Annotated in this window: 10 protein-coding genes and 1 pseudogene; 6 read left to right on the top strand and 5 right to left on the bottom strand. The window is 59.0% G+C overall.

All coding sequences use genetic code 11. The annotated features are described in order from the left end of the window. Window positions 1-1,571, bottom strand: a pseudogene (locus J3P88_RS00850) (PLP-dependent aminotransferase family protein). A gap of 100 nt (window positions 1,572-1,671) precedes the next feature. On the opposite strand from J3P88_RS00850, the gene J3P88_RS00845 reads away from it, so the two are divergent. The 3 genes from J3P88_RS00845 to J3P88_RS00835 are packed head-to-tail and all read left to right on the top strand — an operon-like array spanning window position 1,672 to window position 3,444. Then, window positions 1,672-2,313: an FMN-binding negative transcriptional regulator gene (locus tag J3P88_RS00845; protein WP_434573495.1), complete on the top strand. Its 642-nt coding sequence runs from the start codon at window positions 1,672-1,674 to the stop codon at window positions 2,311-2,313. A gap of 2 nt (window positions 2,314-2,315) precedes the next feature. Continuing rightward, window positions 2,316-2,762 carry a GNAT family N-acetyltransferase gene (locus J3P88_RS00840; RefSeq protein WP_434573493.1) on the top strand — a complete coding sequence of 149 codons (447 nt, stop codon included), beginning with the start codon at window positions 2,316-2,318 and terminating at the stop codon, window positions 2,760-2,762. Window positions 2,763-2,772: 10 nt separating this feature from the next. Next, window positions 2,773-3,444: a GNAT family N-acetyltransferase gene (locus J3P88_RS00835; protein ID WP_434573491.1), complete on the top strand. Its 672-nt coding sequence runs from the start codon at window positions 2,773-2,775 to the stop codon at window positions 3,442-3,444. A 61-nt stretch (window positions 3,445-3,505) separates the two neighbouring features. Here the strand turns inward: J3P88_RS00835 and J3P88_RS00830 are convergent, their stop codons facing one another. The 3 genes from J3P88_RS00830 to J3P88_RS00820 form a co-directional block, all read right to left on the bottom strand. After that, entirely contained in the window at window positions 3,506-8,494 is a 4,989-nt protein-coding gene (locus tag J3P88_RS00830; RefSeq protein WP_434573489.1) for an OTU domain-containing protein, read from the bottom strand. A gap of 112 nt (window positions 8,495-8,606) precedes the next feature. Beyond that, window positions 8,607-13,622, bottom strand: a complete 5,016-nt coding sequence (locus J3P88_RS00825) for a dermonecrotic toxin domain-containing protein (protein ID WP_434573487.1) — start codon at window positions 13,620-13,622, stop codon at window positions 8,607-8,609. 127 nt (window positions 13,623-13,749) lie between these two features. Next, entirely contained in the window at window positions 13,750-14,649 is a 900-nt protein-coding gene (locus J3P88_RS00820) for a homocysteine S-methyltransferase family protein (RefSeq protein ID WP_434573485.1), read from the bottom strand. Window positions 14,650-14,762: 113 nt separating this feature from the next. Here J3P88_RS00820 and J3P88_RS00815 point away from each other — a divergent pair, with 113 nt between their 5' ends. The 3 genes from J3P88_RS00815 (at window position 14,763) to J3P88_RS00805 (ending at window position 19,384) form a co-directional block, all read left to right on the top strand. Further along, the gene (locus J3P88_RS00815) at window positions 14,763-15,584 is read left to right on the top strand and encodes an ABC transporter substrate-binding protein (protein WP_434573483.1); all 822 of its coding nucleotides are present in this window, start codon (window positions 14,763-14,765) and stop codon (window positions 15,582-15,584) included. Next, complete coding sequence (locus J3P88_RS00810) at window positions 15,581-16,414, top strand: amino acid ABC transporter permease (RefSeq protein ID WP_434573481.1); 834 nt, start codon at window positions 15,581-15,583, stop codon at window positions 16,412-16,414. Before J3P88_RS00815 ends, J3P88_RS00810 begins: the two co-directional genes overlap by 4 nt. A 909-nt stretch (window positions 16,415-17,323) precedes the next feature. Continuing rightward, window positions 17,324-19,384 carry an autotransporter domain-containing protein gene (locus J3P88_RS00805; protein ID WP_434573479.1) on the top strand — a complete coding sequence of 687 codons (2,061 nt, stop codon included), beginning with the start codon at window positions 17,324-17,326 and terminating at the stop codon, window positions 19,382-19,384. Between the two features lie 64 nt (window positions 19,385-19,448). Here the strand turns inward: J3P88_RS00805 and oadA are convergent, their stop codons facing one another. Next, entirely contained in the window at window positions 19,449-21,257 is a 1,809-nt protein-coding gene (gene oadA / locus J3P88_RS00800; RefSeq protein WP_434573477.1) for a sodium-extruding oxaloacetate decarboxylase subunit alpha, read from the bottom strand. Window positions 21,258-21,263 lie beyond the last annotated feature (6 nt).

Genomic DNA, 21,263 nt, shown 5'->3' with positions numbered 1-21,263 from the left:
TCAGATTTTCCAGGCCTTTATCAAGCTCGCCAGCGCGGTGCCGATCGCCCCTGGCGGGACTGCCGCAAAGCCCAGCACCAGACCGGCGCGGACTTCTGCAGGCGTAGTAGGTAACCAATAGCCACTCAGGCCATTGATTTCCACACCTGCGCTTGCCGCCTGGGCGATCAGTTCAGCTTCACGCTCGATGCTATCCACGGGAACCGTGGCATGCAGCCCGGCCACGACCGTGGGCATGGCGCCGACGCCCGGTACAGCCTTCGGCCAACCTGCCAGCAGGGCATCCCGCCGCGCCAAGGCGGCGCGGCGCATGCGCCGGATATGTCGTTGGAAATGCCCGGCGGCCATGAACTCCGCCATCACGGCCTGGGTGCTGACTTCGGAGTGACGCACATCCACGGCGCGCCGCCGCGCGAAGGCGTCGACCAAGCCTGGCGGCAGCACCAGATAGCCCAGGCGCAGGGCCGGGAACGCCACTTTGCCGAACGTGCCGACGTAAAGCACCCGACCCTGGCGATCAAGTGAAGCCAAGGGCGCCAGGGGCGCGCCGCTGTAGCGGTACTCACCATCGTAGTCGTCCTCGACGACCCAGCCATCGTTGCGTTCGGCCCAGGCCAACAATTCCAATCGCCGTGGCAGGCTCATGACCACCCCGGTCGGATACTGGTGGGACGGCGTCACGTAGGCCAGCCGACAGTGGCTCAACGTACCCAGCGCCGCGCAATCCAACCCGCCGCCATCGACCGGCACACCCCTGACATCGGCACCGGCCACGGCGAACGCATGCCCGGCGGCGCGATAGCCAGGGTTTTCCACCGCCACGACGTCGCCCGGGTCCACCACCGCACGACGTCGCCCGGGTCCACCAGCAGCTGTGCACAAAGGCTGATGCCCTGCTGGGCGCCACTGGTGATCACAATTTGTTCAGCCGTGCAGTGCAGCCCCCGGGAGCTGCGCAAATAAGCGGCGATCAGCCCGCGCAAGCGTGCGTCCCCTTGGGAATCGCCATAACACAACTGTTGCAGATCCGGCTTTCGCCAGAACGCCGCATTCAGCTTGGCCCAGACATCGAAAGGGAACAGATCGAAAGCCGGTACACCGACCCTGAACGCTCGCGGCGGACCACTGGGCGGCTGAGGCAAATGGTGTTCTTCGACGCGGTTCAACGCACCGCTGTGGATAACTTTACTGGATGGAGCCACAGGTAAATCCAGCCAATCTGTGGATAAGGTTGTGGGTAAGCTTGTTGAAAACCCTGTGGATACTTTTGTGGATATATTTTTCAGTGGCAGCGTCGGCGAGGACAGTTTCGCCACGTAAGTACCGTCGCCAACGCGCCCTTCGATGAAACCCTCGGCGTAAAGCTGGTCGTAGGCCCGCACCACGCTGTTGCGCGAGATCGACAAGGCCGCCGCCAGGTCACGGCTGGCCGGCAGGCGCGTGCCACTGGCCAGGCGTCCGTCCAGCACCCGGGCCCGCAACGCCTGATAAAGCTGGCGACTGAGGCCTTGGCGGCGGTCCAGTTCGATGCCAGCGGGGTTGAACGAGAGTGGCGGTGCGGTGTAGTGCATGACAGTCCTCATTAATGGACCTATCGAATTGATCGGAAGTGGCTCTTACAACAGACCAATAGCCTGCCTAGGATGCTCGCATTCGCCAAGGAAAATCATCATGTACAACCCTAAAACCTTTGCCGTCGAAGACCTGCCCCAGTTGCACCAACTAATCGGCGATTGTCGCCTGGCAGTATTGGTTACCCAGGGCGAACACGGTTTGCAGGCCAGCCATTTGCCGCTGTTGCTGGATACGCAACAAGGGCCGAACGGCAGCCTGTACGGGCACATGGCCCGGGCCAATCCACAATGGCGCGATTTAGAAGCCGGGGCCGAAGCCCTGGTGATATTCGCTGGTGCCGAAGCCTACGTCAGCCCTGGGTTGTACCCGAGCAAGGCCGAACACGGCAAAGTCGTGCCGACCTGGAACTACGTGGCCGTACACGCCTATGGCAGCGCTGAGGTATTCAGCGACGCGCATCGCTTGCGCAACCTGGTAGGCGCCCTCACCGACCGCCACGAAAGCGGCCGCGAGCAGCCGTGGAAAATCGATGACGCACCAACCGAGTACATCGACAGTATGCTCAAGGCCATCGTCGGCTTCGCCCTGCCCATCCTGCGCCTGGAAGGCAAGCGCAAGCTCAGTCAGAACCGCAGCCCCGCGGATGCCGCCGGGGTACGCAACGGCCTCGCCGCCAGCCCCGATCCGCAGGATCGCGCCCTCGCTCACCTGATGCCTGAACAACTGCCCAAGGAGTGAACATGAGCCCACTCGACATCCGCCAAGTCAGCGCCGGCGACCACGCCGCCTGGCTGCCGCTGTGGCAAGCCTACCTGCGCTTCTACAACACCGAATTGCCGGACGCGGTGACCCAAAGCACCTGGCAGCGCTTGCTTGATGACAGCGAACCGACCCATGCTGCCCTGGCCTGGCAGGGCGACACGGCGGTGGGCCTGGTGCACTTCATCTATCACCGTTCGAACTGGAGCATCGAGAATTCCTGCTACCTGCAAGACTTGCTGGTGACCGAACAGAGCCGTGGCGCCGGTGTGGGTCGCCAGCTCATCGAGTTCGTCTACGCTACCGCCACGGCCGACGGTTGCTGCAAGGTGCACTGGTTGACTCACGAAACCAACGCGACCGCGATCCAGCTCTACGAGCGCATCGCCGAACGCCCAGGCTTCATCCAATTTCGCAAAGCCCTGTAGGAAGCAAAACATGTCGACATCACTGGCCCATTGGAAAGGCGCTCCCGCACCCTTTGCGCGATTGCTCGAAGGACGGTTCATTCGCCTTGAGAAACTCGACCCGGCGCGTCACGCCGACGATTTGTGGCAAGCGCTGGAAGGCCCCGGTGCCGATCCCAAACTCTGGGACTATTTGCCCTACGGTCCTTTCAAGGATCGCAGCGCCTTCGATGCCTGGCTAAACAAACACGCGAGTAATATCGACCCGTATTTTTTCAGCGTGATCGACCGCGCCAACGGCGAGGTGCAGGGCATTCTGAGCCTGATGTCCATCGTCCCGGCCCAAGGCCGCATCGAGATCGGCCACGTGACGTTCGGCGCGCCGATGCAGCGCTCGCCGAAAAGCACCGAGGCGGTTTATCTGCTGGCCAAAGAGTCGTTCACCTTGGGTTATCGCCGCCTGGAATGGAAGTGCAACAACGCCAACGCCCGTTCCAAATACGCTGCCGAGCGGCTGGGCTTCACATTTGAGGGGGTGTTCCGCCAGCACATGGTGCTCAAGGGACAGAACCGCGACACGGCGTGGTACTCAATGCTGGATTCTGAATGGCCGACGGTCCGTGCAGGGTTCGAGCGATGGTTGAGCGAGGGCAATCAGCGCGAGGGTGGGCAAATTCACAGTCTGGCGCAATGTCGAATGTAGCCTGCGATACCTTTCGACTCCCCATCGCAGGCGAGCGCGCGATGAGGAGTCGGCCTGGTATTCAATCAGCGGGTTTATTTGCGTCTGGTTTTGGTGCCTTAGGGTCTCCAAACAATTTCAGGGAATCCGCCGACACGCCGTCCCTAACATATTGCCAAGCCCAGTCGGGCATTCGCATATGATTTTCCAAGTGCAATGCAAAATCCAGACGACTATGTCCCAAGCGATTCGTTGGGAAGTCGAAGTTATATAAATATTGCTGTGCCCGCCGTTGGCCGAGGCTAAAAAGCCCACGAATAATCCGGTTCGCACGGACTTCTTCTGAAGTAAGACTGGTCTCTAACGCCAACGCGAAATGCAACTCAGAACTTAATACCCCAGGCTGCCCAAGCGCCAGCCGAATGTGTGTATCGCTAAAGTGTGGCCCAATCAAATCCTCCCAAATTTGCCTGGCGCTATCGAGAGAGAATCGCTGTAACGAGCTCCATAAGCCAGGCGTATCGAACAACAGACTGATCCTGGCGTTGGACGCACGCTGCCCAAGAGCACTAAAAAAATTCAAGACCCAGGCAGGCTCGTCGCCGACTTCTTGCTCGTTGCCTAAGAAAATCCTGAAAGCCTCCAGTTCAGTCCGGCGAGCGATGATACTTCCCAGGTTTCGATCGTTGAACGGGCGCATCCAGTCAATATCAAGATCCGTGGTGTTCAATAACTCCGAATAACGGCTATTGGCATATTCGGCAATCAGGCGAAGTCGTACATTGGACAGCGTGGTATCGCGCAACCACTCTGCAAACAAGCTCACGCTCAGCTTGTCACCCAGCGTCCAGGCAACGATGGGGGATCCCAGTAATATTTCAGCCCGCCTTTGCAGGGCAGGAAAGCGACTAAGAGCTTGGCGGTACAGGCTCCTGGTGTTGTCCGCATTGGTGTGGTCTATGAACGCATTAAGCAGCTCTGCCTGATCATCAATCACCCGACCGGTTGTCTGCCTGATTCTTTGTGCCAACTCTTCCAACTCATCGCTGGTCACCAGCGAAACGCCGTCGAGCAGTTCTTCGAGTTCATCCTCATCGAGATGACCATGCGTCTCCTGATCGAACAGGACAAAGGCGTCGTCAGCGACGCGATGATTAAACACCAGCTCCCGAGCGGTGACACCATACTCAAGCAATATGTGGATCTGATCATGGCTTAACAAGAAATGATCCTCTTCGATCAACTGGACGATATACCGATGCTGAACGGGCGCTAACAAGACATTTTTCAAGAAGTCGTGCAGGGATTGCCGTTCTCGTGACGTCAGGGGCCCATACCAGCGACGCAGCGGACCGGCTGCCCGCACTGATAAATATCGGCCAATCTGTTGATATATTTCCGCCGGTAGAACGCCGCTTTGCGCTCGGTTCAATACCCTACGGCCTGCGCTATTGATAGCACTGCTCAAGTAATTCAAGGCCGGCTGGAATAATTGATGCGGGTTAGGACCGCCATCGATGATTTGTGTCAGATCTCTGAACGCGGCGGTACCCAACAGGTCTTTCAGCGGCGCTGCATTGTGAAATAGCGCCAGCTGCATGCCGGAGCCTTGTTGTGCCGGAAGATAATGTGCCAACTCTGGATGTTGATCGATATAACGAGCCGCCTCATTGCGAAGCCCCCGCATCGTGAACCTACCTTGCGCTTGGCCTTCATTCAGCCCTTGGGCAATGGCATTGAAGAAACAGTCCCCGTCGGCAGGAATATCCACCGTGCGATCATTCAAGATCAAGCGGTAATGATTGGTCCTGACCCGGCTCAGGACGACATCGTTGGGCAATTGATCCGGGTGATGGCGCAGCGGATAGATACGTTCATTCTCGCCTGGGGTAAATCGCACCGACCATTGATTGTTCCGCGCTATTTCATCCCTGATCAGCAGGCTTCGGTTGCTCGGCCAACTCCCGAGACGAGTCATGATTGCGGGCACCAGGTCCATGATTTCATTGTCCCAACTACCCGGCGTGCGGATTACATCGGAAATACTCGTTAAAGCAGGCACCTTGGGGTCTGAAGGGCCTGGTCCGGGAGAGCTGCCTGCTCGTCGTTTTCCTCCCCCCTGGCCGAACCCTACGGCGCGCCATTCGCCATCGGGCATCTGCGCGACTGTACTTCTCATCACGCCGCTCGAGCGGATGCTCAAGCCCGTCATTGGATCGACAAGGGTAGCTTCAGAGGCGTTCAGCCGGGTGTGATCGTGCACCCGAAAAACCGTCCCGTCGGGTTGCCGAACATACACGCGACGGCTAACGCTACCGGTAGCATTGTCGGTAATGGAGGGGCGATAAAAACCTTGGGCATCCGGCGACGCCCCTTGGATCAAGGCTGGATCCGTCACGGCATAGCGGCGATACAGCGTTTCTTCCAATGGCAGGCCGGCCGGCGCTTCTCGCTGGCTCTGACGAGCCGCGGCCGTCACGGGGGAGGCCTGCCCCTTTAGCGGAAGGACCCAGCCATGAACGGAGCGTTGGTTTATACGCGATGAGAGATTATGCACATGTATCAGGGTCTTCAGATCCATTGGAATACCGGTTCTGAATGCGCTGTAGCCAACCTCCACCGCACTACTGAGTAATCGAAAGCCAGGGGTAAAAAGCAAACCGACCAGATCCATCATGCTTTCCACCACCGCCATGCCGATCCTGAGCGCCGCTTGACGTTGCATGTCTCGGTTACTGGTGGAACGGTGATCCGCATACGCGCTGTGGAAGTTGACGTGCGCCTGGTGAAAGGTCTCGAGAAAGTCACCGGTGATCAACATGCCCCGAATCAGGGGGCGACTGCGATGCTGTCCCAGCATTTTTTTTATTTCCTCTTGATCGGCACTGGAAATACGCGAACGGAAGTATGTCCGCCATTCTTCCTGTCGCAGAAGCGCTGCAACGCCATCGCTCAGATCAGAAAACTCATGGAGATCGTTACCCTGAGGGCTGTCAGGAAAATAAACAGCGACGGTCCCCTTGATGACCGGCCCGTCCTGATCCGTAACAATCAGCGCACCCTCGATGCTGACCGCATCGCCCATCGTCCCGTTCTGCCCACCAATGCCAACGCTTCCCCCCAGTAGAAGACCATAGACATTCACGTGTCGTCCGCCGACTTCGGCACGCCCTTCTGCTGTCGGCGATTGCGCTATGGCTCTGAGCCAAAGAGCCAATCGTTTCTTGGACTTCGCTGGTTTGCGGGAGTCGTCCACGACCTCGGTTCTGAATACTTCGCTTCCCTTGAGCGTCGCTTCGTATCCCTTGAGCTTCATATTGGCCAAGTAAGCTACCTGCCACGCCGCCTTATAGGCAGGTTTATTCAACACTTCGCGAATCAGGGTTTCGTAGCTTCCACCGACATCGAGTGTGGTTGCCATCCTGGCGAGTTCATCCCCTGCCAAAGTAATCGGGAAACCGGTGGCTGGGTGCCGTATACGCTGGCCATGCCGGTCGACCAAGTAGACGGTCAGTATCTCTCTCAGGGTATTTGGATATTGATGTGGACGCACATTATCAAGCATTAACTGGGTCAAGCTGGTAATGCGGGAATTCCTGGGGTCAACAGTTTTCCCGGAAAAAAACGTGATCATTGTTTTGTCCGGATCGGGATGTATATTCGTATGCACGGTTTGCTGGAGATACTGTTTGATCTTTCGCCGGGCGAACTGCTCCAACGTCTCAATGCCATCGCCCAGTCGGTAGGCCGCGTTTAGAGTTTTGCCTTCCAAACGGCGATAGTGGGCTTGCTCCAAAGGCGTCGCGGTTTTATAGAAATCGGGCCGGTTGTTCTCGATTTGCGTAGCGACACGAAAAATCAGCGGCTCGACAAGGCTTAACGTGGGTAGAACCAGCGCATCCTCGACATTCCTTGCAAAGGTCCTCACCGCGACCGTCTCGTTTTCCGGCGCATTCAATGCTGTTTCGAGAGCAGCGCTTTGCAAATCCAACAGCTCTTGCGCCGCGACGGCAAAGACATGTCCAGTGCGTTCAGTGGAAATATCCAGGACCTTGCGTTGTTGATCCTTATAAACAGGCAGCACGCGAGCGACTAATTGCTGAAAAGAACCGAACCGTTGCAGTCCGCGCTCCAGAGAGTAAAGAAACAACATCTGTTGGTCCGCTCGCTTGATAACCATCGCACCAGGCCATTGCTGCGGTGTATCGACGCCCATGTCGAGCATGACCGCATATACCTGCGGTATGGGCGCTCGCATCAATCGGTTTCTGTCCGCTTTCGCAGGGTGGGTGGTGATGAGGTCCAACAAGCGATCCTCGTCACCGTGCAACGTGCGCAAGCCCTGGACTGATTTGGCAGCGGGATCCCGATCAGCCTTGTACAAGTCGAGAAAATGTAAAAACCGCTGGGAAAGCAAATGGGCGAAGGCCGCCTCTACCGTCTTCAAGGTTGTCGAACCGAGCCAGTCCCCGTCATTTACAGGGTGACGAAAGTGCGCAAGTCCAGCACGGAACTGACGGCTCACGTGGTCATTGGTTGGCGGATTGGCAATATGCAATGCCGACTCCATGGCTCGGAGCATGGGCATATCCACCGGCACGGCAAATACGCTATGGGTTTCATCCACCTCATCTGGACGGGTGAAAAACCCCACCTCACCCAGTGTGTAAGCAGGAGGTGAATCGGTTGATACACCATCCCACATAACCTCAGAAAAGCTCTTCGAGGCAGTCAACGACCGCTCACCGTTCGAATCAGTTGCATAATGATTCACGTACCAGTGATCCGGATCGATACGCTCAAGCAATGAGCTACGAAACTTGTGTGTTGGAATGGTTGCCTTGATGGCTTTAACCAACAAGTCCTTGAGTACCGTATCGAATGTTGGCAGGCCAGCGAACAAACGGGTCAGTGCTGCTTGGTTAGCGTCCAGCAGGTTCAACTGTCTGAGTTGTTCCTGTTCCTGTTCCTGGACACTTGTGGGTGGACCAGCGGCCTGGCCGCTGGCGGATAGCAGGGAAACGACAGAGATCGACGAATCGTCGGATCCATTTCTGGAATCAATAGGCATTTGACCGTCCATGGTGGATTGAAGGCCAAAACCTAACGCGTTAATCAACCAGACATGACATACATATATATCGGGTCGCGACCAAGCCCGAAAAAACCGTAAGCAATCATTTTCAGGACGTTTTACGTGCGGCCAGGAACGATCGCAGCGATTCGGGCGTTACCCCCGCTCGAGCATACTGCCAAGCCCAATCCGGGATCGATCCATGACGAGCCAGGTAACGCGCGAGCGCTAGGCGGCTATGGTCTGCAAGCGCCCCTGTAAACTCAAAATTGTTCATAAAACGCAGGACTTGCCGTGGGGTCACGCCATAAGCGCCGAGAATGATCCGATGGGCGTGAGCTTCGTCCAGAGTCAGGCTGTCGATCAATGCGCTGGTGAAAGCCGACTCGGAACTCAACGAACCACGCTGCGCCAATGTTCGCCGTATATTCTCATCGCTGAACTGCGGCCCCACCAAGTCCTCCCAGATTCGCCGGGCGCCGCGCGGTGAGATGCCCGGCATCGCTTGAATGGCTCGCCATAGGTTCGGGGTCTCGAAAAAAATTGCGATCCGGTTATTGGAAGCCATCTGGCCTGAAATGCTGAACAAACCCACGGCCGTCGACATATTGCTGTCTTCGAGATACTGAAAGCCTGGGAGAAAATCCCAAAAACTCACCAGTTCGTCCTGCTGGCGAACAAGATTATGCAGATTGCGATCATCGAACGGTCGCATCCAATCGATATCAATGCGGCCCGTTCTCACTATTTCCTGGTAATGGCTACTGGCATATTCGGCGATGATTTGAAGGCGCGCGTCATTCAACGCCGGATCTCGTATCCATGCCGCGAGCTGTTTCACCGGGAACAGGCCGCCCAGGTTGGAAGCGATCACGGGGCTGCGCAGGAGGATCCGGGTCCGTGCCAACAAGACGGGGTAACGCTCGAGGGACACGATGAGCAAATCCGTGAGGTCATCGACCCTGTCGTAGTAAACGAACTGATCCATCAGGTAGATATCGTCATCGATACGCGTGCCCGTTTCACGCTCGAATCGTCTCGCCACTTTCTCCAGGTCGTCGCGATCGACCAAAAGGGCACCATCGAGCTGTTGGTCGAGCTGATCGTCAGTGAGCTGGCCGTGCACGGCCTCGTCGTACTTGACGTAGGCCATCTCATTGCGGGGGTGATGGTCTGTCAGGTCACGGGCCCGGACACCGTATTCGAGCATGACGTGCACCACGTCCTGAGAGAGCATGAGGTATTCATTATTGAGCAATTCGGCGATTTCCCGGCTGGCGATGGGCTGCAACAGCACATCCTCGAAGAATGCCTGCAAGGCCTGACTCTTCTGCGTGTAATACGGAATGCTGCTGAGCAGCAGGCGACCCGGCATGCGGGGTGAGAGGAGGTGCCCGATGTGTTGCAGGATCTCCGGCGGCAAGTCAGCCACCTGAGCCTGGTTCAAGACCCTGCGCTCCATCGCTCTTACATGCAGGTTCAAGTAGTCCCGAATCGGTTGGAACAAGCGGTGTGGATTGACACCTCCATAAATGACTTGGGTGAGATCGAGCACCGCCTGCTCGCCCATGATGTCTGCCAGCGTCGGTGCATTATCAGAGAGCATCTGCTGGATCCCGGAGGGTTGCACCACCAGGTAATCATTCACTTGCGGATGCAGGTCGATGTAGTCGGCGACGTCATTGCGCAATCCCTGCATCGAAAACCTCTGCTGTGCCTGCCCCTCGTTCAATCCCCGGGCGACGGCATTGAAGAAGCAGTCACCATCGGCATCGAACGCGACGACCTCTTCACCCAGCAGCAGGTTGGCGACGACCTCTTCACCCAGCAGCAGGTTGTAATGGTTCTCACCGATCCGGCTCAAGACGATATCCGTGTCTGATCTCAGCGGATGATCAATGGCCGGATAAGCCCGTTCAACCTGCCCCGGTGTGAACCGTACCGACCAGTCCTGACGCTCCGGCCTTTGCTCGATGATCAACAAGCTCCGGTTGCGTGGCCAATTCGGCAGCTGGGTGACGAGGGCCGGGACCAGGTCCATGATCTCGACGTCCCACTCGTTTGGCGTACGCACCAGGTTGGAAGCGCTGCGAGGCAATGCGGCAGGCCGCTTAGGGTTTGAAGGGCCTGGCTGGGGGGACGGCGAGCGCTTGCCGCCGCCCGAGCCGTGTCCTACCGCGCGCCATTCCCCATCGGGCATCCGCGCCACGGTACTCCTCATCACGCCACTGGAACGGATGCTCAAGCCCGTGACAGGGTCGACGATGGTGGCCTCGGTGGCCCTCAACCGCGTATGGTCGTGCACCCGGAACACCGTCCCGTCGGGTTGCCGCACATACACCGGGCGGGTCACGCTCCCCGTGGCGTTCTGTGTGAGCGTGGGGCGATAAAAACCCTGGGGATCCGGCGTGACCCCTTGCAGCAACGACGTATCCGTCACCGCATAACGGCGATAAAGCGCCTCTTCCAGCGGCAGCCCGGCCAACGCTTCGGCCGGGTTTGGGCGACCCGTCATCGCCAGGAAAGTGGACTTGCCGCGTACCGGAACACTCACCCCACCGGCCAGCCCTTTCTGCACATGGTTGGCCACGCGATCGACGAACGCCAGGGTGGGCAGGTTCGTCGGGACAGCACCGGTCTTGAGCACCAGCAACCCGGTCTTGATGGCGCGCTTGAGCATCTGGAAACCGGGCACCAGCAGCAGGCCGGCCAAGTCGAAGATGATCTCGACCGTCATCATCGCCAGCTTCGCCGCGGTTTGATGGCTGATGTCCCGGTTGCTGTTGGAGCGGTGATCCGCGTAGGCGCTTTGGAATTCGACATAGGCCTTATGAAGAACCTCAAACAGATCGCCGCTCAACAGCACCCCACGAATCAACGGTCGACCGCCTTGCTGACCCAACAAGCGCTTGATCTGCCCGGGATCCAGCGTGGAAATGCGCGAACGGAAGTACGCCTGCCATTGTTCTTCCGGCAACAGCCCGGCAATGCCGTCGCTCAGGTCAGCGAACTCGCGGAAATCGTCACCACCGGGGCTGTCCGGGAAATAAACGCCCACGGTGCCCTGGATATCCGGACCGTCGTGATCGGAAAAAATCAATACACCGTCGATGCTGACCGCATTGTTCAGCGCATCTTGCTGCCCTCCTGCCCCCACGCTGCCGCCCAATACCAGTCCATGGACGCAGACCTTGCGCCCGTCGACCCACGCACGCCCCGCCGCTGTCGGTGAACCCAGGACCGCGTCCAGCCAGAGAGCCACCCGCTTGCGTGACCTCGGTGGATTGAAAGCCTTATCCAGCAGGGAGGCCTTGAACACCTCGTCGCCCCTGAGCGCGGCCTCGTAGCCCTTGAATTGCAAATTGGCCAGATACGCCGCTTGCCACGCGGCCTTGTATTGAGGTTTGTTCATCTCCCTGCGCAGCAGCGTTTCATAACGGCCCCCGACATCAAGATGGTTCGCCATCCGCGCCAGTTGCGTGCCCGTCAACGTGACAAAAAAACCATTGGCCGGATGCCGGACACGTTGGCCATGCCGGTCAAGCAGATACACCGGCAGGACCTCCCGCATTGCATTCGGGTATTGATGCGGGCGCAGGTTATCGAGCATCAACTGGGTCAGGCTGCTGCTACGAAACTGGCTTGGACGGGCACTGCCGCCCTGGAACAGCATGATCGTGGTTTTGTCCGGGTCCGGCTCGATGCCCGGATATACGGTGCGCTCAAGGTATTGCCTGATCTGCTGGCGAGTGAACTGCAGCAGCGTCGGGACTCCGCCGCCCAAGGCGTAGACGGCCTTGAAGACCTGCCCTTCCAGACGACGATAATGGGCTTGCTCGGAGCGGGTCGCAGCCTTGTAGAAACCCGGGCGATTGTTTTCCACCAGGGTTTGCTGGCGCACCGCCAAGGGCTCGGCGAGCGACAACATGGACAGGCCCAGCGCACTTTCAACGCGTTGCGCGAAGGTGTTCAACGCGAGCGTCTCGTTGCCTGGCGCGTTCAGTGCCGTTTTCAGTGCAGTGCTTTGCAACTGCAGCAGGTCATCCGCCGCCACCTCAAACACATGCCCGGACAGTTCGGTCGTTATATCCAGGATGGTGCGCTCCTGCCCGTCGTGGGTCGGGTGCACGTTGCTGATCAGGTCTTGTACCGAGCGGAATCGCTGTAACCCACCTTCCAGGGAATACAGGAACAACGTCAGGCGATCGGTAAACTTGATCACCATCGCGGCAGGCCATTTCTGCGGTGCCGCCGTCCCCATGGCCAGCATCACGGTGTAGACGTGGGGAATAGGGGCCAGCAGCAACCGGTTTCGGTCCGCCTTGGCAGGATGGGTGGTGATGATGTCCAGCAGGCGGTCTTCATCTTTCTGCTGGATGCGCTCACTGGGCGTGAGTTGGGCGGCCGGCCGCCGATCGACTTTGTAAAGGTTGAAAAGATGCAGGAATCGCAGGGAAAGCCAATGAGCGAAGGCGGCCGCCGTGGTGGGCAGCTCGAGGTTGTCTTCGCGGTAGGGGCGGCTGCGAAACTGGGCCAAGTCGTCGCGAAACTGGCGCTTCACGCGCTCATTCGTGGCGGGGTTGGCGAGGTAGAGCACCGCCTCCATGGCCCGTAGATCCTGCGCGTCCAGCGGATCGACAAACAGGCTGTCGGCCTCCTTCGCCGAGTCTGGACGGGTGAAGAAACCCACACCGCTGCCCTTATAGGTCTCGGGCGTATCCGTCTGCATGCAACGCCACAGGACGTCGGTAAAACTCTGCGAAGTCGTCAGCGAGCGCCCGCCGTTGGAGTCAGCCGTGAAGTGCCCCACATAGCAGAAGTCCGGATCAATCTCATCAGGCCGTGAGGTGCGTAACTTACGCGAGGGGATTTTTGTCTGGAGTGTGTTGACCAGCAAACGTTTGAGCACGCTGTCGAACGTCGGAAGACTGGCGAACAGACGCGCCAGTTTCGCTTGGTTGGTATCCAGCAAACCCAATAACCTGGCCTGCTCTTTTCCCTTGGGGCTGAGCAAGTCGGCTTGAGCCGTGCTGTCGGGGCCGCTGGGTAACACGTCGGTGGGTTTGAGAGGGACAACAGGGGGATTCGATGGCGCGCCTGGCGCATCTTCGGAAAAAGTAGACATTCAAGGGCCCGGTTTGATTGAGGAAACCGGACCCTATCCCGTCGCAAAAGCGAAAACGGCATACATATGTATAGGCATCGCCGCGCAAGCGACGAGAATCGTAAGTTTGGATGTCCTGCCCGACTGCTCAGTCCAGCTGTTGCGCCAACACGGCAATGTGCTCCGGCCCGATCCCGCAGCAGCCGCCCAGGTGATTGGCCCCGCGCTTGCGCCAGTCCGCCGCCCATTGCAGGTAACCCGGTGGGTCGAGGTCTTCGCGCAGCGGGTCCAAACCATCGTTGGCCGTCGCTTCCTTCGGTTGCGGCGGGAAGGCGTTGGCGTAGGCACCGATGTGGATTCTCACCCCCAGGCGCTCGAAGGTGTCCCGCGCCGCATCGATGGCCGCGCCGATCACTTCCGGTTGGCTGCAGTTGAACAGCAGCACTTCGACACCCAGTTCCGCCGCCACCGCCGCGGCGTCCGCCACCGGCTCGCCGGAACGCAAGCGTGGCACTTCATCGGTGTCTTCGTCTTTCAGGGTAAACGACAGCCAGAACGGCTTGCCGTTTTTCGGTAGCCCGGCATGAATCGCCCGTGCTTCGACCGTGGAGCTTTGGGTCTCGGCCAGCCACAAATCGACGTGGGGCGACAGGCCGTTCACCAGGGGCGCGAGCAATTCACTGGCGCGGGAGGCGTCGAACAGATCCGGCCGATAGGAACCGAACAGCGGCGGCAGCGACCCAGCTACCCGCACCGCTTTACCTGAAGCCTCCACTGCGCGCCGGGCCAACTCACCCGCCAGCGCGGCCAAGGCCTGGCCTTCGGCGGCGAAACGCGCCTCGCCAATATGGAACGGCACCACGGCGTAACTGTTGCTGGTGATGACGTTGGCGCCGCTGGCGATATAAGCCGCATGCACGGCCTCAACGGCCTGAGGCGCTTCGCTCAAGGCCAGCGCCGACCACTCGGGCTGTCGGAACGGCGCGCCACGGCGTTGCAGTTCACGGCCCATGCCGCCATCGAGAATAACTGTCGTTACTGCGCCCATATGCGATTCACTCATAAGCTTATGAAAAATACTCACTACCGGAGTTGTTCTTATAACTATTTAATACGCACCATTCAGAGAACTACAACTTATTTTTCTAACAGGGCCCTCACATGAAATTACAACCATTGCTGGCCCTGGGCCTGACGCTGCTGGCTGCCTCTTCGCAAGCATTCGCCGGCGCCACGCTGGATCGCATCGAACAGAAAAAAGAGCTGGTTGGTGTGCTGATGGAAAGTTATCCGCCTTTCTCGTTCCTCAACGATCAGAACCAGCTCGACGGTTTTGACGTGGACGTCGCCAAGGCCGTGGCGCAGAAACTGGGCGTGAAACTGCGCCTGGAAACGCCGTCCTGGGACGTGATCGCGGCCGGTCACTGGAGCGGGCGCTATGACATCTGCATCTGCTCGATGACGCCGAGCAAGGCCCGCGCCGAAGTGTTCGACTTCCCGGTGCAGTATTACGCTTCGCCAGCGGTGATCGTGGTCAACGCCAAGGACGACCGTATCCACGGCGCCAAGGACCTGAGCGGCAAGAAGGTTGGCCTGACCAGCGCCTCCAGCTACGAGAGCTACCTGAACAAGAACCTGGTGATCGAAGGCGCCGAGGACACCCAACTGAGCTACCCGTTCGAGGACGTGCAGATCGCCCCGTACGACACCGACAACGTGGCTTTCCAGGACCTGGGCCTGGGCGCCGGGGTGCGCCTGGACGCGGTGCTGACCAACCTGGTGACCGCGCAGCCGCGCCTGACCGAAGACAAGCGCTTCAAGCTGGCCGGCGCGTCGCTCTACTCCGAACCGAACTCGGTGGCCATTGAAAAGGGCGACGCCCAATGGGACAGCAAGGTGCGTGAAGTCTTTGCCCAGTTGAAACAGGACGGCACCTTGAGCAGACTCTCGCAGAAATGGATCGGCGCCGACATCACCCAATGACTTCTTTTCCACCGCCTCAGCCACCGCCACCGGCGGCTGAATCACGCCTGCAAAAAATCTTCGGTTTCCGCACACGGTTGTATCTGACCTGGGCGGTCATGCTGGTGCTGTTCGCGAGTTTCTTCCTGAGCTTCGACCTGAAGTTCTCGATCATCCTCGACAAACTGCCAAACCTGCTAGGTGTGCACCTGGCGCCCAATGGCTTTTTGCAAGGCGCGGTGCTGACGTTGTTCCTGTGCCTGTGTTCGATCGTCGCTTCGTCATTGCTGGGCTTCATCACCGCCCTGGCGCGGCTGTCCAGCAGTGCAGTGGCGTTCGGCATCGCCAGTTTCTACGCATCGTTCTTTCGCGGCACGCCGTTGCTGATCCAGATCCTGCTGATCTACCTGGGCCTGCCGCAACTGGGCGTGGTCCCCGGCGCCATCGCCGCAGGGATCATCGCGCTGTCGCTTAACTACGGCGCCTACCTGAGCGAAATCTTCCGCGCCGGCATCCTTGGCGTCCCCAACGGCCAACGCGAAGCTTCCCTCGCCCTGGGCCTGAGCGAAACCGTGATCTTCTGGCGCGTCACCCTGCCCCAGGCCATGCGCACCATCATCCCGCCGACCACCAATCAATTCATCTCCATGCTCAAGGATTCCTCGCTGATCTCGGTGATGGGGGTTTGGGAGGTGATGTTTTTGGCGCAGTCTTATGGTCGTTCCAGTTATCGGTATATCGAGATGCTGACGACGGCGGCGATTATTTACTGGTTGATGTCGATTGCGTTGGAGCTGATTCAGGCGCGGATGGAGCGGCATTATGGGAAGGCTTATCTGAATAATCGTTGAGTCGGGGTTTTAAGGTTGGTGGGTATATCCATTGCTGCGGTAACGGCCACTTAAGGTTTCGCCCTGACGGCGAGTCACTTTCGAAAAGCCCGGAAGCCGGCCCAGTCAAAAGTAAGCCAAACGCTTTTGCCCCACCACTTGGCACCTCGCCTAGGCTCGGTGTGCCCGAGATCAACGTCCACGCCGAGGCGGCCTGATAGCCGATCTGGCTCTTGATGGGGACCGCGTTTCTCCTGTGGGAGCGAGCCTGCTCGCGATGGGGTCAGCAAGTCCAACATCCATGTAACTAAAACACCGCTATCGCAAGTTTGCTCCCACAGCGTTTACCGTTGATCAATCTGTGGCGTGATGGCTGGGAAGCTTTTGTGGCGAGGGAGCTTGCTCCCGCTTGAGTGCGCAGCGCTCATCGCTTTTTTGGGGCCGCTGCGCGCCCCAGCGGGAGCAAGCTCCCTCGCCACCGGACCGTGCCGTTTCCCAAACCCTTGTGGGTATCCAACATCACCGCAAACTGATCCTCCGCTTTCGCGAGCAGGCTCGCTCCCACAGAAGAAACGCGATCCCACCAATAGCTAGGTCGGCTATCAGGCCACCTAGCGGTGGACGTCGATCTCGGGCGCCCCGTTAACCATGTGTCCGGTCCGTACACTTTTCTGAAAGGGTCGTAGGGCAAAGCTCCGGACCATGAAAGCCAACCAACCAACACGCTGATCGCAGCACAAGCAGCCTACACATTTCATCCGCCGAATCTTTCCCACGGCGAGGAGATGGCTGGCATCGCCGCACAGGGTGAAATTTTTAAAGTGCGACCTCTTTCATCAGAGGTCACATTCGATGCCTACCCAACACACATACCTGCCCCAACATCTTGCGCTGGCAATCGCCTTGGCGCTTGGTTGTGCCGATGTTTCGATGGCTCAATCAGTTGCCGGGGAAACCCATTCCTTCGAAACAACCGGCGAGATGCAGGCTCGTCTCAAGGTGTTCGCGGCTGCGCCGGATACCCATACCCAGAGAGTCATCAAAATCCAGGAAGTCCCTTTGTCGAAGGACGCCAGTAACGATCTGGTGCTTGTCACCAGGCAAGGCGAACTCATCGGGCTCACCGACGGCGGCGGTGGCGCCAACGTCTTGCAACTGGATATCGCCAAGGGAGGCGAGTTAGGTGAAATACGTAATTTCCAGGACCTGTATTTAAAGCGAGGCGAATGGTCAAACAGCAAGGCCTTCGACAGCCGCAGCCTGATTGATTCGAACGCCCAATTGATCAACACCGGTGACATCAACGGAGCGATGCACATTCTTGGCGAACTCGTGAACCAAGGCACGGTGGCCGGGCCTGTGTTCGTGGGAAAAAATGGCACGTTCAGCGGTGGCGGGACGGTCGACGCGCTGGATGTGGCCGGCCTGGTGGAAGTCAATCCTGTAACGGGAGCCCCTTCGGTTATCAACGATTTCAAATTATCCAAGAGCGCGACGTTGGTTTATGGAATCGATGCAGAGAAAGGCAGCGCCACGATCAACGTTGGCGGCACCGCTACCTTGGGCAATGCGACGCTGAAGATCACCGCCGTATCCGGCGAATCCACCGAAGCCGGCAAGCACGTCGTGATCAAGGCGGACAAGATCGATGGGAAGTTTGGAAAGGTCATCAATGAACTCGCTTTCATGACGGCTACACCGGACTACATCACGGAGAAACAAGTGGAACTGGTCCTCGCTCGCAACGAAGTGCCCCTTGAGAACGTCACGGCAAATCCCAACGGCCAAGAATTTGTAGGCGCTATTCCGAAGCCACAGTCAGCCGAACCATCGCCGCCAGTACCTAGCGGCACTTCAGCGCCAGTACCGTCCCCGGCCGACGAGCCGCAAGCCACTCGCCCAACGTCAAAACTCACCGAATCACCAAAAACTGCCGGCGCCGCGCCAACGCCTGCGGCTCAATCGTCGGCCACCCAACCTGTGCCCAAACCCAACGCCGCCATCAACGCCCTGCTTGGCACCAACCTGACCACCGCCGCCGATGCCATCGACCAACTGGGCGGTTATGACACCGCCGATCTGGGCAATGCCACCTTGAGCAGCATCGCGCCAATCGGCACCGGAATGCTCTCGGCCATGAGCCGGAGAAGTCCGGCGGATGGGTACGACAACGGCCAAGTCTGGGTCCAAGCCATCGGCAACAGCGGCAGCCTCGCCAAGCAATTGGGCGACTTCGCCCTCAAGCATTCGACCAAGGGCCTGATGCTGGGAACTGATTGGGCTGTCAGCCCCGATTGGCGGCTGGGCATCATCGGCAGCAAGACCCAGACGCGGATGGACAGTTATCAGTTCGACGGGGCCCTGGACAGTTGGCTCGCCGGCGCGTACGCCTTGCGCCAGGACGGGCCGCTGGCGCTGCGCCTGGGCGCTGTCTATGGCAGTCATGACGGCAGCACCAAGCGCCACGTTGCCTTCAACGGATTCAGGGATCGCTTGAAGGGTCGTTACGATGCCACGACACAGCAGGTCTTTGGACAGATCGGCTACAACCTGGATGTTGGACATTTCGATATCGAACCCTATGTCCAAGTGGGTTACCAGCGCTATCAACGCGATGCCTATACCGAAAAAGGTGGGGACGCCGCGTTGCAGTACAACGGCCAGGCACAGGAACACTACAGCAGCGACCTCGGCCTGCGCCTCGCCCGCCCTTTGGTTTTCGACCGAGGCATGCGGTTGACGCCGCGACTGGATGTCGGCTGGAAGCACCTGTATGGCGACGTAAGGGGCACCTCACATCAGCGTATGGCTAGTGGAAGTGGCATCTATACCGTCAAAGGCGTCGAACTGGACCGTGACAGCTTGCTCTGGCAGGCAGGGCTAGATTTGGCCGTATCGCCACGTCATACCCTGGGACTGAATTACAGCGGCGAAACGGGCCAGGACAACCGCAACGGCGCGTTGACCGGCCAATGGCGGATGATGTTCTGACGGGCGAAAAAAAAGGGGAGCACCTGCTCCCCCGAGGTAAAACAATGCATCGAGGCCGTTTGGATCAGCCTTCGATTTCGATCAGGATCTCGCCCGGGTTGACCCGGTCGCCCTTGGCCACATGAATGGCGGTGACCTTGCCGGCGATGGCCGCCTGGACTTCGGTTTCCATCTTCATGGCTTCGGTGATCAGCACCGCTTGGCCGGCCTTCACCACGTCGCCCTCCTTGACCAGGACATCAACGATGTTGCCCGGCATGGTGGTGCTGACATGGCCTGGCGCAGTGGCTTGCTTGCGCTTGCTGCTGCCGCCGCCGACGAATTCATTGAGCGGTTCGAACACGACCTCTTCGGGCATGCCATCGATGGACAAGTAGAAGTGACGCTTGCCTTCGGCCTTGACGCCCACACCGGTGATGTCGACGCGATAGGTTTCGCCGTGCACGTCGATGACGAACTCGGTCGGCACACCTTCACCGCCCGCGGAGCTCACGCTGCCTGCCTCAGGAATGGGCAGCAGCACTTCCGGGGTCAGGGTGCCGGCTTCGCGTTCCTCGAGGAACTTGCGACCGATGTCCGGGAACATGGCATAGGTCAGCACGTCCTCTTCGGACTTGGCCAGTGCACCGATTTCGCCGCGCAGCTTGGTCATTTCCGGCTTGAGCAAATCGGCCGGGCGCACGTCGATCACTTCTTCGCTGCCGATGGCCTGGCGACGCAGCTTCTCACTCACCGAGCCCGGCGCCTTGCCGTAGCCGCCCTGCAGATAAAGCTTCACTTCGTTGGTGATGGTCTTGTAGCGCTCACCGGCCAACACGTTGAAGAACGCCTGGGTGCCGACGATCTGCGAGGTCGGGGTCACCAGCGGCGGGAAGCCGAGGTCTTCGCGTACCCGCGGGATTTCCGCCAGCACTTCGTTCATCCGGTTCAGCGCGCCCTGCTCTTTCAGCTGGTTGGCGAGGTTGGAAATCATCCCCCCCGGCACCTGGTTGACCTGGACGCGAGTGTCCACCGCGGTGAACTCGCTTTCGAACTGGTGGTACTTCTTGCGCACGGCGTAGAAATACAGGCCGATTTCCTGCAACAGCTCCAGGTCCAGCCCGGTGTCGAATTCACTGCCTTTAAGGGCCGCAACCATCGACTCGGTGCCCGGATGGCTGGTGCCCCAGGCGAAGCTGGAGATCGCGGTGTCAATGTGATCGGCACCGTTTTCGATGGCCTTGAGCTGGCACATCGCAGCCAGGCCGGCGGTGTCGTGGGAGTGGATGAACACCGGCAACGATTGCTCGGTCTTCAGCGCTTTCACCAGCTCGCCAGTGGCATACGGGGTCAGCAGGCCGGCCATGTCCTTGATTGCCACGGAGTCGCACCCCATGGCTTCCATCTGCTTGGCCTGGGCCACGAACGCGTCGATGGTGTGCACTGGGCTGGTGGTGTAGGCGATGGTGCCTTGGGCGTGCTTGCCGGCAGCTTTCACCGCTTCGATGGCGACCCGCAGGTTACGCACGTCGTTCATCGCATCGAAAATACGGAACACATCGATGCCGTTGACCGCGGCCTTGGCCACGAACGCCTTGACCACGTCATCGCTGTAATGGCGGTAACCCAGCAGGTTCTGGCCGCGCAGGAGCATTTGCAGGCGAGTGTTGGGCAACGCGGCACGCAGTTGACGCAGGCGTTCCCACGGGTCTTCTTTCAGGAAGCGCACGCAGGCATCGAATGTGGCGCCGCCCCAGACTTCCAGCGACCAATAGCCGACCTTGTCGAGCTTGTCGCAGATCGGCAGCATGTCTTCGGTGCGCATGCGGGTGGCGAGCAGCGATTGGTGAGCGTCGCGCAGGATTGTGTCGGTAACGTGGATCTTCTTGGACATTGTCAT

This window comes from Pseudomonas sp. Z3-6 (genome assembly GCF_051131985.1).
GTDB classification, from domain to species: Bacteria; Pseudomonadota; Gammaproteobacteria; order Pseudomonadales; family Pseudomonadaceae; genus Aquipseudomonas; species Aquipseudomonas zanjanensis.
The sequence above is the reverse complement of the archived record's forward strand: the minus strand, read 5'-3'. Positions and strand labels throughout refer to the sequence as shown.